The sequence below is a fragment of the Azohydromonas sediminis genome, from assembly GCF_003574675.1.
In the GTDB taxonomy this organism is placed as follows: domain Bacteria; phylum Pseudomonadota; class Gammaproteobacteria; order Burkholderiales; family Burkholderiaceae_C; genus Calidifontimicrobium; species Calidifontimicrobium sediminis.
In genome coordinates this window covers 1-12733 of sequence record NZ_QOAZ01000052.1, presented here as the reverse complement: position 1 = coordinate 12733, position 12733 = coordinate 1, and the positions used below count along the sequence as shown (strand labels likewise).

Annotated in this window: 9 protein-coding genes and 1 tRNA gene; all 10 read right to left on the bottom strand. The window is 67.5% G+C overall.

Translation table 11 applies throughout. The annotated features are described in order from the left end of the window. Positions 1-248: 248 nt before the first annotated feature. Positions 249-4484, bottom strand: coding sequence for a DNA-directed RNA polymerase subunit beta' (gene rpoC, locus DRV96_RS16900; protein ID WP_119293337.1), 4236 nt, complete (start codon positions 4482-4484; stop codon positions 249-251). Positions 4485-4505: 21 nt separating this feature from the next. Continuing rightward, entirely contained in the window at positions 4506-8633 is a 4128-nt protein-coding gene (gene rpoB, locus DRV96_RS16895) for a DNA-directed RNA polymerase subunit beta (RefSeq protein WP_119293335.1), read from the bottom strand. Between the two features lie 304 nt (positions 8634-8937). Continuing rightward, positions 8938-9315, bottom strand: a complete 378-nt coding sequence (gene rplL / locus DRV96_RS16890) for a 50S ribosomal protein L7/L12 (RefSeq protein WP_119293333.1) — start codon at positions 9313-9315, stop codon at positions 8938-8940. Between the two features lie 51 nt (positions 9316-9366). Beyond that, positions 9367-9876, bottom strand: coding sequence for a 50S ribosomal protein L10 (gene rplJ / locus DRV96_RS16885; RefSeq protein WP_119293331.1), 510 nt, complete (start codon positions 9874-9876; stop codon positions 9367-9369). 281 nt (positions 9877-10157) lie between these two features. Next, entirely contained in the window at positions 10158-10865 is a 708-nt protein-coding gene (gene rplA, locus DRV96_RS16880; RefSeq protein ID WP_119293329.1) for a 50S ribosomal protein L1, read from the bottom strand. Positions 10866-10867: 2 nt separating this feature from the next. Further along, on the bottom strand, positions 10868-11299 hold the full coding sequence (rplK, locus tag DRV96_RS16875; RefSeq protein WP_119293327.1) for a 50S ribosomal protein L11: 432 nt from the start codon (positions 11297-11299) through the stop codon (positions 10868-10870). Between the two features lie 113 nt (positions 11300-11412). Further along, positions 11413-11985: a transcription termination/antitermination protein NusG gene (gene nusG, locus DRV96_RS16870; protein ID WP_119293339.1), complete on the bottom strand. Its 573-nt coding sequence runs from the start codon at positions 11983-11985 to the stop codon at positions 11413-11415. Positions 11986-11998: 13 nt separating this feature from the next. Further along, entirely contained in the window at positions 11999-12382 is a 384-nt protein-coding gene (secE, locus tag DRV96_RS16865; RefSeq protein ID WP_119293324.1) for a preprotein translocase subunit SecE, read from the bottom strand. 167 nt (positions 12383-12549) lie between these two features. Beyond that, positions 12550-12625: transfer RNA gene (locus tag DRV96_RS16860), tRNA-Trp, on the bottom strand. A gap of 13 nt (positions 12626-12638) precedes the next feature. Continuing rightward, a partial coding sequence (locus tag DRV96_RS16855; RefSeq protein ID WP_217641567.1) for an EF-Tu C-terminal domain-related protein occupies positions 12639-12733 on the bottom strand: 95 nt, incomplete at its 5' end.

Sequence of the window (12733 nt, the reverse complement as noted above, 5' to 3'; positions counted from 1 at the left end):
ATGCTCAAGCGGCTGATCGCCAACATCGGCGCGGCCTTGCAGCACGTTCGGTCAGCTGCGGAGCAGTTCAAGGACCTCGACCGCTGGGGCTGCCTGCTGCGCTACGTCAGCGACCGCATAGCCCCGATCGTCGGCCCACCACGACCCGCGGCTGGCCTGCCAGCGACGGGGTAACTGCCGGATTTAGGCTGAAACGGCAAGGGGCGGCCGAAGCCGCCCCTCGCACACCGGCCGGGCCGGGCGGACGCTCACTCGCCGGCGTTGTCGTCCGACGATGCAGCGTCGACCTGCGCGAGCTGCGCGGCGGCCAGCTCCTCGGCCTCCTGCAGCGCGATCGCGCGGCGCTCGCTCTCGTCCATCTCCTCCTTGGCCTTGCGGGCCTGGTGGAACGCCATGCCGGTGCCCGCCGGGATCAGGCGGCCGACGATGACGTTCTCCTTCAGCCCGCGCAGCTCGTCGCGCTTGCCCATGATCGCGGCCTCGGTCAGCACGCGCGTGGTCTCCTGGAACGACGCCGCCGAGATGAAGCTGTCGGTCGACAGGCTCGCCTTCGTGATGCCCAGCAGCACGTCGGCGTGTGTGGCCGGGATCTTGCCCTCGGCGCGCAGCTTGTCGTTGGTGTCCAGCAGCTCCGAGCGCTCGACCTGCTCGCCGGCGATGTAGCCGCTGTCGCCCGGGTCGACGATCTGCACGCGGCGCAGCATCTGGCGCACGATCACCTCGATGTGCTTGTCGTTGATCTTCACGCCCTGCAGGCGGTAGACGTCCTGCACCTCGTCGACGATGTAGCGCGCCAGCTCCTCGATGCCCAGCAGGCGCAGGATGTCCTGCGGGTCGGCCGGACCGTCGACGATCGGCTCGCCCTTGTTGACCACCTGGCCCTCGTGCACGAGGATGTTCTTCTCCTTGGGCACCAGCTCCTCGTAGACCTTGCCGTCGGGGTCGGTGATCTGCAGGCGCACCTTGCCCTTGGTCTCCTTGCCGAACGACACCGTGCCGGTGATCTCGGCGAGCATGCCCTTGTCCTTCGGCGAGCGCGCCTCGAACAGCTCGGCCACGCGCGGCAGACCACCGGTGATGTCGCGCGTCTTCTGCCCTTCGACCGGGATGCGCGCGAGCACCTCGCCCGGCGCCAGGTCCTGCCCGTCGCGCACCTGGATCAGCGCGCCGATCGGGAAGCCGATCGTCACCGAGTGGTCGGTGCCGGGGATCTTGACCTCGTTGCCGGCGGCGTCGAGCAGCTTGACCTGCGGACGCACGACCTTGGCCGCGCCGCGGCGCTTCGGGTCGATGACGACCAGCGTCGACAGGCCCGTGACCTCGTCGACCTGCTTGGCCACCGTGACGCCTTCCTCGACGTTCTCGAACTTCGCCTTGCCGGCGAACTCGGTGATGATCGGGCGCGTCAGCGGGTCCCAGTTCGCGAGCACGGTGCCCGCCTTGATCGGCTGGTCGGCCTTGACGTTGAGCGTCGCGCCGTACGGCACCTTGTGGCGCTCGCGCTCGCGGCCGTGCGGGTCGGCGATGATGATCTCGCCCGAGCGCGAGATCACGACGAGCTCGCCCTTGCCCGACTTCGAGTTCATCACGTAGCGCATCGTGCTGTTGAACGACACGATGCCGTCGCTCTTGGCCTCGACGCTCGACGCCACCGCCGCACGCGACGCCGCGCCACCGATGTGGAACGTGCGCATCGTCAGCTGCGTGCCCGGCTCGCCGATCGACTGCGCCGCGATCACACCGACCGCCTCGCCGACGTTGACCAGCCCGCCGCGGCCGAGGTCGCGGCCGTAGCACTTGGCGCACAGGCCGAAGCGCGTGCTGCAGGTCAGCGGCGTGCGCACCTTGACCTCGTCGACACCGGCCGCCTCGAGCATGTCGAGCGCGTCCTCGTCGAGCATCTCGCCGGCCGCAACGAGCACGGCCTGCGTCTCGGGGTGCAGCACCTCGACCGCCGCGACGCGGCCGAGGATGCGGTCGCGCAGCGACTCGATGACCTCGCCGCCCTCGACGAGCGCGCGCATGTAGATGCCGTGCTCGGTGCCGCAGTCCTCCTCGGTGACGACGAGGTCCTGCGTCACGTCGACGAGGCGGCGCGTCAGGTACCCCGAGTTCGCCGTCTTCAGCGCCGTGTCGGCAAGACCCTTGCGTGCGCCGTGCGTCGAGATGAAGTACTGCAGCACGTTCAGGCCTTCACGGAAGTTGGCCGTGATCGGCGTCTCGATGATGCTGCCGTCGGGCTTGGCCATCAGGCCGCGCATGCCGGCGAGCTGGCGGATCTGCGCCGCCGAGCCGCGCGCGCCCGAGTCGGCCATCATGTAGATCGAGTTGAACGACTCCTGGTCGACGACCTTGCCGTGGCGGTCGGTGACCTTCTCCTTCGACAGCTGGGCCATCATGACCTTGCCGACCTCGTCGCCGGTCTTGCCCCAGATGTCGACGACCTTGTTGTAGCGCTCGCCGGCGGTCACCAGACCCGAGACGTACTGCTGCTCGATCTCCTTGACCTCCTTCTCGGCGCGCTCGATCAGGCCGTGCTTCTCCTTCGGCACCAGCATGTCGTCGATCGCGATCGAGATGCCCGCCCGCGTGGCCAGCCGGAAGCCGGTCTGCATCAGCTTGTCGGCGAAGACGACCGTCTCCTTCAGACCGCACTTGCGGAACGACAGGTTGATCAGCCGCGAGATCTCCTTCTTCTTCAGCGCCTTGTCGATCGCGGCGAACGGCAGCCCCTTCGGCAGGATCTCCGACAGCAGCGCACGGCCCACCGTCGTCTCGACGAGCTTCGTCGACGGCACGAACTCGCCGCTGTCCTTGTCCTTCGTCCACTCGGTCAGCCGCACGCTGACGCGCGCGGTGATCTCGACGACCCCGTTGTCGAACGCACGCTGCAGCTCGGCGAGGTCGGCGAACACCATGCCTTCGCCGCGCGCGTTGATGCGCTCGCGCGTGGCGTAGTACAGCCCCAGCACGACGTCCTGGCTCGGCACGATCGACGGCTCGCCGTTGGCGGGGAACAGCACGTTGTTCGTCGCCAGCATCAGCACGCGCGCTTCCATCTGCGCCTCGATCGACAGCGGCACGTGCACGGCCATCTGGTCGCCGTCGAAGTCGGCGTTGAACGCCGCGCACACCAGCGGGTGCAGCTGGATCGCCTTGCCCTCGATCAGCACCGGCTCGAACGCCTGGATGCCCAGGCGGTGCAGCGTCGGCGCCCGGTTGAGCAGCACAGGGTGCTCCTTGATGACCTCCTCGAGGATGTCCCACACCACCGGCGTGCCGGCCTCGACCTCCTTCTTCGCCGCCTTGATCGTGGTGGCGATGCCCATCGCCTCCAGCCGGCTGAAGATGAACGGCTTGAACAGCTCGAGCGCCATCAGCTTGGGCAGGCCGCACTGGTGCAGCTTCAGCGTCGGGCCGACGACGATCACCGAGCGGCCCGAGTAGTCGACGCGCTTGCCGAGCAGGTTCTGGCGGAAACGCCCACCCTTGCCCTTGATCATGTCGGCGAGCGACTTGAGGGCCCGCTTGTTCGCGCCCGTCATCGCCTTGCCGCGGCGGCCGTTGTCGAGCAGCGAGTCGACCGCCTCCTGCAGCATGCGCTTCTCGTTGCGCACGATGATCTCGGGCGCCTTGAGCTCGAGCAGCCGCGCCAGTCGGTTGTTGCGGTTGATGACGCGGCGGTACAGGTCGTTGAGGTCCGACGTCGCGAAGCGTCCGCCGTCCAGCGGCACCAGCGGGCGCAGGTCCGGCGGCAGCACCGGCAGCACCTCCATGATCATCCACTGCGGCTTGATGCCCGACTTCTTGAAGGCCTCGAGCACCTTCAGGCGCTTCGAGTTCTTCTTGACCTTGAGCTCCGAGCCGGTCATGTCGCCGCGCAGGCGCTCGATCTCGGCGTCGATGTCCATGTCCTCGAGCAGCTTCTTGATGCCCTCGGCGCCCATCATCGCGACGAACTCGTCACCGTACTCGGCACGCTTGGCCTCGTAGTCGTCCTCGCTCATGATCGAGAACTTCTTCAGCGGCGTCATGCCCGGGTCGACGACGACGTAGGCCTCGAAGTACAGCACGCGCTCGATGTCGCGCAGCGTCATGTCGAGCACGAGGCCCAGGCGCGACGGCAGGCTCTTCAAGAACCAGATGTGCGCGCACGGCGCCGCGAGGTCGATGTGGCCCATGCGCTCGCGGCGCACCTTGGTCTGCGTGACCTCCACGCCGCACTTCTCGCAGATCACGCCGCGGTGCTTCAGGCGCTTGTACTTGCCGCACAGGCACTCGTAGTCCTTGATCGGCCCGAAGATCTTGGCGCAGAACAGGCCGTCACGCTCGGGCTTGAAGGTGCGGTAGTTGATCGTCTCGGGCTTCTTCACCTCGCCGAACGACCACGAGCGGATCTTCTCGGGCGAAGCCAGCCCGATGCGGATCGCGTCGAAGTGTTCGTCGGGGGTGAACTGCTTGAAAAGGTCGAGTAGTCCCTTCATGGCTCTATTCCTTTTCCGTCTTTAGTTGCGCTCGAGCTCGATGTCGATGCCCAGCGACCGGATTTCCTTGACCAGCACGTTGAACGACTCGGGCATGCCGGCATCGATCGAGTGCTCACCCTTGACGATGTTCTCGTAGACCTTGGTGCGGCCCGTGACGTCGTCGGACTTGACGGTCAGCATCTCCTGCAGCACGTAGGCCGCGCCATAGGCCTCGAGCGCCCAGACCTCCATCTCGCCGAAGCGCTGGCCGCCGAACTGTGCCTTGCCGCCCAGCGGCTGCTGCGTGACCAGGCTGTACGGGCCGGTCGAGCGCGCGTGCATCTTGTCGTCGACGAGGTGGTGCAGCTTGAGCACGTGCATGTAGCCCACCGTCACCGGACGCTCGAACGCGTCGCCGGTGCGCCCGTCGTACAGGCGCGCCTGCGTGCGCGTGGGCGTGAGGCCCTTGAGCGCGGCGACGTCGTCGGGATAGGCGAGCTGCAGCATCGCGCGGATCTCGTCCTCCTTCGCGCCGTCGAACACCGGCGTCGCGAACGGCACGCCGTCTTGCAGGTTGCGTGCCATCTCGAGCACCTCGTCGTCCGACAGCGTGTCGATCGCCTCGGTGCGCCCGCCGCTCTTGTTGTACAGGTGGTCGAGGAACTGACGGATCTCGGCCACACGCGCCTGGCGCTGCAGCATGTCGCCGATGCGCTGGCCGATGCCCTTGGCGGCCCAGCCGAGGTGGACCTCGAGCACCTGTCCGACGTTCATGCGGCTGGGCACGCCCAGCGGGTTGAGCACGATGTCCATCGGCGTGCCGTCGGCCATGTAGGGCATGTCTTCGACGGGCACGATCTTCGACACGACACCCTTGTTGCCGTGGCGGCCGGCCATCTTGTCGCCGGGCTGCAGGCGGCGCTTGACGGCGAGATACACCTTGACCATCTTCAGCACGCCGGCGGGCAGCTCGTCGCCCTGCGTGAGCTTCTTGCGCTTTTCCTCGAACGCCAGGTCGAAGCCGTGGCGCGTCTGGTCGAGCGAGTTCTTGATGCTCTCGAGCTGGTTGGCGACGTCTTCGTCGGCCGGGCGGATGTCGAACCAGTGGTACTTGTCGACGCCGGCCAGGTACTCCTTGGTGATCGTCGTGCCCTTGGCGATCTTCTGCGGGCCGCCGTTGGCGACCTTGCCGACGAGCAGCTTCTCGATGCGGTCGAACGCGTCGGCTTCGACGATGCGCAGCTGGTCGTTGAGGTCGAGACGGAAGCGCTTGAGCTCGTCGTCGATGATCTGCTGCGCGCGCTTGTCGCGCTGGATGCCCTCGCGCGTGAAGACCTGCACGTCGATCACGGTGCCGCTGGTGCCCTGCTCGACGCGCAGCGACGTGTCTTTCACGTCGCTGGCCTTCTCGCCGAAGATCGCGCGCAGCAGCTTCTCCTCGGGCGTCAGCGTCGTCTCGCCCTTGGGCGTGACCTTGCCGACGAGCACGTCACCGGGGCCGACCTCGGCACCGACGTAGACGATGCCCGACTCGTCCAGGCGCGCGAGCTGCTGCTCCGACAGGTTCGGAATGTCGCGCGTGATCTCCTCGGGGCCGAGCTTGGTGTCGCGCGCCATCACGACCAGCTCCTCGATGTGGATCGAGGTGTAGCGGTCGTCGGCGACGACCTTCTCGGAGATCAGGATCGAGTCCTCGAAGTTGTAGCCGTTCCACGGCATGAACGCGACCAGCATGTTCTGGCCGAGCGCGAGTTCGCCGAGGTCGGTCGACGCGCCGTCGGCGACGACGTCGCCGGCCGCGACGCGGTCGCCGCGCTTGACGATCGGGCGCTGGTGGATGTTCGTGTTCTGGTTGCTGCGCTGGTACTTGATCAGGTTGTAGATGTCGACGCCGACCTCGCCCGCCGCGGTCTCGTCGTCGTTGACGCGGATCACGATGCGGTTGGTGTCGACGTAGTCGACGACGCCGCCGCGGCGCGCGACGACGACCGTGCCCGAGTCGACCGCCGCGACGCGCTCGACGCCGGTGCCCACCAGCGCCTTCTCGGGACGCAGCGTGGGCACCGCCTGGCGCTGCATGTTGGCGCCCATCAGCGCGCGGTTGGCGTCGTCGTGCTCGAGGAAGGGCACCAGCGACGCGGCCACCGAGACGATCTGCGCCGGCGCGACGTCCATGTACTGCACGCGCTCGGGGCTCACGAGCACCGACTCGCCCTTCTCGCGGGCGCTCACCAGCTCGTCGACGAGGCGGCCATCCTTGTCGAGCGTCGCGTTGGCCTGCGCGATGACGTACTTGCCTTCCTGGATTGCGCTCAGGTACTCGATCTCGTCGGTGACCTTGCCGTCGACAACGCGGCGGTACGGCGTCTCGAGGAAGCCGTACTCGTTCAGGCGCGCGTACAGCGCCAGCGAGTTGATCAGGCCGATGTTCGGCCCTTCCGGCGTCTCGATCGGGCACACGCGGCCGTAGTGGGTCGGGTGCACGTCGCGCACCTCGAAGCCGGCGCGCTCGCGCGTGAGGCCGCCCGGGCCCAGCGCCGAGACGCGCCGCTTGTGCGTGATCTCCGACAGCGGGTTGGTCTGGTCCATGAACTGCGAGAGCTGGCTCGCACCGAAGAACTCCTTGAGCGCCGCGGAGATCGGCTTGGAGTTGATCAGGTCGTGCGGCATCAACGCCTCGGTCTCGGCCTGGCCCAGGCGCTCCTTCACCGCCTTCTCGATGCGTGCGAGGCCCGAGCGGTACTGGTTCTCGGCCAGCTCGCCCACGCAGCGCACGCGGCGGTTGCCCAGGTGGTCGATGTCGTCGACCTCGCCGCGGCCGTTGCGCAGCTCGACGAGGATCTTGACGACGTCGAGGATGTCCTCGTTGGACAGCGTCATCGAGCCCTCGGCCGTGTCACGGCCGACGCGGGCGTTGAACTTCATGCGCCCGACGCGCGACAGGTCGTAGGTGTCGGGGCTGTAGAACAGGCGGTTGAACAGCGCCTGCACCGCGTCCTCGGTGGGCGGCTCGCCGGGGCGCATCATGCGGTAGATCGCCACGCGCGCGGCGAGCTCGTCGGCCGTCTCGTCGATGGCCAGCGTCTGGCTGATGTAGGCGCCCTGGTCGAGCTCGTTCGTGTACAGGCACTGGATCTCGCGGATGCCCGCGGCGCGCAGCTTCTTCAGCAGCGACTCGGTCAGCTCGTCGTTGGCCTTGGCGACGATTTCACCGGTGTCGGGGTCGACCATGTTGCGCGCGACGACGCGGCCAACGAGGAAGTCCTCGGGCACGCTGATGAACTTGGTGCCGCTTTGCTCGAGCTGGCGCAGGTGGCGCGCCGTGATGCGCTTGTCCTTCTCGACGACGACGTTGCCGTTCTTGTCGGTGATGTCGAAGCGCGCGACCTCGCCCTTCAGCCGCTCGGGCACGAACTCGAGCTGCGCGCCCGAGTCCATCAGGTGGAAGTTGTCGAAGACGAAGAAGTGCGCCAGGATCTGCTCGGGGTTCAGGCCGATGGCCTTGAGCAGGATCGTCACCGGCATCTTGCGGCGGCGGTCGACGCGGAAGTACAGGATGTCCTTCGGGTCGAACTCGAAGTCCAGCCACGAGCCGCGGTACGGGATGATGCGCGCCGAGAACAGCAGCTTGCCCGAGCTGTGCGTCTTGCCCTTGTCGTGCTCGAAGAACACGCCCGGCGAGCGGTGCAGCTGGCTGACGATGACGCGCTCGGTGCCGTTGATGATGAACGAGCCGTAGTCGGTCATCAGGGGCACCTCGCCCATGTAGACCTCCTGCTCCTTGATCTCCTTGACCGTTTTCGGCGCCGCGGCCTCGCGGTCGTAGATGATCATCTGCAGCTTCGCGCGCACGGCAGCGGCGTAGGTCAGGCCGCGCTGCTGGCACTCGCGCACGTCGAACGTGGGCTTCGCGATGTTGTACTCGATGAACTTCATCTCGACGTACCCGTTGTGCGAGACGATCGGGAACGCGGAGAGGAAGGCGGCCTGCAGCCCCTCGGGCTTGCGCTTGGCGGGCGGCACGTCCTTCTGCAGGAACGCGACGTACGACTCGCGCTGCATCGTGAGCAGGTAGGGGACGTTGAGCACGCTCGCGCGCTTGCCGAAGCTCTTGCGGATGCGCTTGCGCTCGGTGTAGCTGTAGCTGGTGGGGGATGCTTGCGCCATAAATGCTCCGTGTCGAGAACGCACGCCTGGCCTGGGCATGCACTCGTCGGCGACTGGCAACCCGGGCATTGCGCCCGAAGCTTGGTGACGGGCCACTACCCGTCGCTGGCGGACAACCGGGGCGTTGCACCCCGGCCCGACCAAACCGGTCCTCTGCAGTCGGATCAGAGAACACTGCCAAGCCCGCAGGCTTGGCGCTGCTCTCGTCGCGCCCCGGCCGCGTCGAGCGGCCGCCGTGGGTCCGGCTCGCCGGGCCACGGGCGGCGCCCCGGGAGGGGCAGGCGCCGCCGGGGCTTCGCGGGTGTTACTTCAGCTCAGCCTTCGCGCCGGCCTCGACCAGCTTCTTCATCGCAGCTTCGGCGTCGGCCTTGGGGATGCCTTCCTTGACGGGCTTCGGCGCGCCGTCGACCAGGTCCTTGGCCTCCTTCAGGCCCAGGCCGGTGATCTCGCGCACGGCCTTGATGACGGCCACCTTGTTGGCGCCGGCTTCGACCAGCATCACGGTGAACTCGGTCTTCTCTTCGGCAGCCGGGGCGGCCGCGCCACCGCCGCCGGCGGCCGGGGCAGCCATCGCCGCGGCCGACACGCCGAACTTCTCCTCGATGGCCTTGACCAGGTCATTGAGTTCCATCACGGTCATGCTGTCCAGGGCGGTCAGGAAAGCGTCTTTGTCGAATGCCATTTGGGGTTCCTCGATGCAGAAATGAAAGGGGAAATACGAATGACGGGGGCCTCAGGCGGCCGGCGCTTCGGCGCCGCCACCACGCTTTTCGGCCAGCGCGGCGAGCACGCCGGCCATGCGCTGGATCGGCGACTTCAGCAAGCCGGCGACCTGCGCGATCAGCACCTCGCGGCTCGGGATCGACGCCAGCGCCTTCACGCCCTCGACGTCGAGCGCCTTGCCCGCGTAGACACCGCCCTTGATCACCAGCTTGTCGTTGGTCTTGGCGAAATCGGCGATCACTTTGGCCGCCGCCACCGCGTCTTCCGAAAAGCCGTAGATCAGCGGACCGGCCATGGCCTCGCGGGCCACCTCGAACGGCGTGCCGGCGACGGCACGGCGCGCGAGGGTGTTCTTCAGCACGTGAAGATAGACACCCTTGGCGCGCGCGTCGACGCGCAGCTTGTTGAGGCTTTCCACGGTGAGGCCACGGTACTCGGCCAGCGCGAGCGTCTGCGACTTGGCGGCCTGCGCCGCCACGTCCGTCACCACGGCCGCCTTCTCGTTGCGATTGAGACTCAAGGTCTGCTCCTCACATCACGTGCTTGGCCCCGCGCACGGGGTTCGGCACACCGGACTTCAGCGACCTTCTGCATCGAACTCGGCCGTCGCCGGCGTCGTCCATCACAGCGGGTTCGCCATCTGCGCTGGCGTCGGCGGCGCCCTGTCGGACGCCGCCTCGATTAAGAAGCCCGAAGGCCCCACCAGCGGTCTTCGATGACCTGCGGCACCCAGACCGGACCACCGCAGCCCACCAAACCTTCACCGCCACGCCAGACTCGCGCGGCGGCATCCCTTCACGGTCAACCCTGCGCAGCGGCGGCGATCGTCGCCGCATCGACACGCACGCCCACACCCATCGTCGAGCTCACGGCCACCTTGCGCAGGTACACGCCCTTGCTGCTCGCCGGCTTGGCCTTGTTCAGCGCATCGAGCAGCGCCGCGAGGTTGCCCGCGAGCTTGTCGGTGTCGAACGAGCGGCGTCCGATCGTCGCGTGCACGATGCCGGCCTTGTCGACGCGGAACTGCACCTGGCCGGCCTTGGCGTTCTTCACCGCGGTGGCCACGTCGGGCGTCACGGTGCCGACCTTCGGGTTCGGCATCAGGCCGCGCGGACCGAGGATCTGACCGAGCTGGCCGACCACGCGCATCGCGTCGGGGGACGCGATGACGACGTCGAAGTTGATGTTGCCCGCCTTGATCTCGGCGGCCAGGTCGTCCATGCCGACGACGTCGGCACCAGCCGCCTTGGCCTCCTCGGCCTTGGCGCCCTGCGCGAACACCGCGACGCGCTTGGTCTTGCCGGTGCCGTTGGGCAGCACGACGGCGCCACGCACGACCTGGTCGGACTTCTTCGCGTCGATGCCCAGCTGCACCGCAACGTCGATCGACTCGTCGAACTTGGCGGTGGCGCACTCCTTGACCAGCGCGAGCGCGTCGCCGATCGGGTACAGCTTCGTGCTGTCGACCTTGCCCTGCAGGGCCTTGGCTTTCTTCGTCAGCTTGGCCATCGTCAGACTCCTTCGACCGTGACGCCCATCGAGCGGGCCGAACCGGCGATCTGCTTGACCGCCCCCTCGAGGTCGGCGGCGTTGAGGTCCTTCATCTTCGTCTTCGCGATCTCCTCGATCTGCGCGCGCGTGAGCTTGCCGACCTTCTCGAGGTGCGGCCGCCCAGAGCCCTTGTCGAGCTTGAGCGCCTTCTTGATCAGCACGGTAGCCGGCGGCGTCTTGAGGACGAACGTGAACGACTTGTCGGCGTACGCGGTGATCACCACCGGCAGCATCAGACCGGGCTCCATGCCCTGCGTCTGCGCGTTGAACGCCTTGCAGAACTCCATGATGTTCAGCCCGCGCTGACCGAGCGCGGGACCGATGGGCGGCGAGGGGTTCGCCTTGCCCGCCGGCACTTGCAGCTTGATGAAGCCGACGATCTTCTTGGCCATGATGGCTCCTTACCGAGTTCGAACGCCGCCGGGTCTCGCACCGCGAACGGCTCCTCGTCCTTCAGCCCTGGGGGATTGCGGCGCGCCGGGGCCGTGGCAGCGCGCCGCGAACCTCAAATCTTCTCGACCTGCGAGAAATCGAGCTCGACCGGCGTCGCACGGCCGAAGATGGTGACGCTGACGCGCACCTTCGACTTGTCGTAGTTGACTTCCTCGACCGCGCCGTTGAAGTCGGTGAAAGGACCGTCCTTGACGCGCACGAGCTCGCCGACCTGCCACTCGACCTTCGGCCGCGGCTTCTCGACGCCTTCCTGCATCTGGTTGACGATCTTCATCACCTCGGCCTCCGAAATCGGCGCCGGGCGGTTCTTCGCGCCGCCGACGAACCCGGTGACCTTGCTCGTGTGCTTCACGAGGTGCCACGTGTCGTCGTCCATCACCATCTCGACGAGCACGTAGCCGGGGAAGAAGCGCCGCTCGGTGACGGCCTTCTTGCCGTTCTTGAGCTCGACGACTTCCTCGGTCGGCACCAGGATGCGGCCGAACTTGGATTGCATGCCCGAACGCTCGATGCGCTCGCGCAGGTTGCGCTCAACGGCCTTCTCCATGCCCGAGTAGGCATGCACGACGTACCAGCGCATCGGTGCCGCGGCGGCGGCGTCGCTCTTGACGGCCTGCTCAGTCATCGTCATCACCCCTTCAACGCCAGCCCAGCACGAGGCCGTACAGCACCCACTCGAGCGTCTTGTCGGTCAGCCACAGGAACAGCGCCATCACGAACACGAAGGCGAACACGTAGCCCGTCATCTGCGTGGCCTCCTTGCGCGTCGGCCAGACGACCTTCCTCGTCTCCTTGACCGCGTCGCGCCCGAAGGCGATCAGCTGCTTGCCGCTCTCCGACGTGAAGAACACGACGACGCCCGCCGCCAGCAGCCCCAGCAGCGCCAGCAGCCGCAGCCACAGGTCCGACGACGCCAGCAGGTAGAACGCCGCCACGCCGCCCACGACGAGCAGCGCGGCCACGGCCAGCTTGGCCTTGTCGGCCGAGGTGCTGACGGTCTCGACGGAGGTGTTCGTGGACATGGAATCGCTTCGTGACTCTCGGCGCGACGCCTCAGACGGGGCGCGGCGCCTTCAACGGCAAGGCCCGCCGGGTCGGTAGCACACCCCCCTGCGGGCCGGTCTGGCCGGTGCGCGCGGCGCCTCGGGCGCCACACCGCATCAAGTTGCGCGACGCACGCGCCGCGCGGTGGCAGGGGCAGAGGGAATCGAACCCCCAACCTTCGGTTTTGGAGACCGACGCTCTGCCAATTGAGCTATACCCCTGCGGACTCTTCTCTCACTCGATGATCTTCGAGACGACGCCGGCGCCCACGGTGCGCCCGCCCTCGCGGATCGCGAAGCGCAGGCCCTCTTCCATCGCGATCGGCGCGA

Coding starts and splice junctions, on each gene's coding strand:
- rpoC (WP_119293337.1), bottom strand. CDS start 4,484: ATGAAGGGACTACTCGACCTTTTCAAGCAGTTCACCCCCGACGAACAC.
- rpoB (WP_119293335.1), bottom strand. CDS start 8,633: ATGGCGCAAGCATCCCCCACCAGCTACAGCTACACCGAGCGCAAGCGC.
- rplL (WP_119293333.1), bottom strand. CDS start 9,315: ATGGCATTCGACAAAGACGCTTTCCTGACCGCCCTGGACAGCATGACC.
- rplA (WP_119293329.1), bottom strand. CDS start 10,865: ATGGCCAAGCTGACGAAGAAAGCCAAGGCCCTGCAGGGCAAGGTCGAC.
- rplK (WP_119293327.1), bottom strand. CDS start 11,299: ATGGCCAAGAAGATCGTCGGCTTCATCAAGCTGCAAGTGCCGGCGGGC.
- nusG (WP_119293339.1), bottom strand. CDS start 11,985: ATGACTGAGCAGGCCGTCAAGAGCGACGCCGCCGCCGCGGCACCGATG.
- secE (WP_119293324.1), bottom strand. CDS start 12,382: ATGTCCACGAACACCTCCGTCGAGACCGTCAGCACCTCGGCCGACAAG.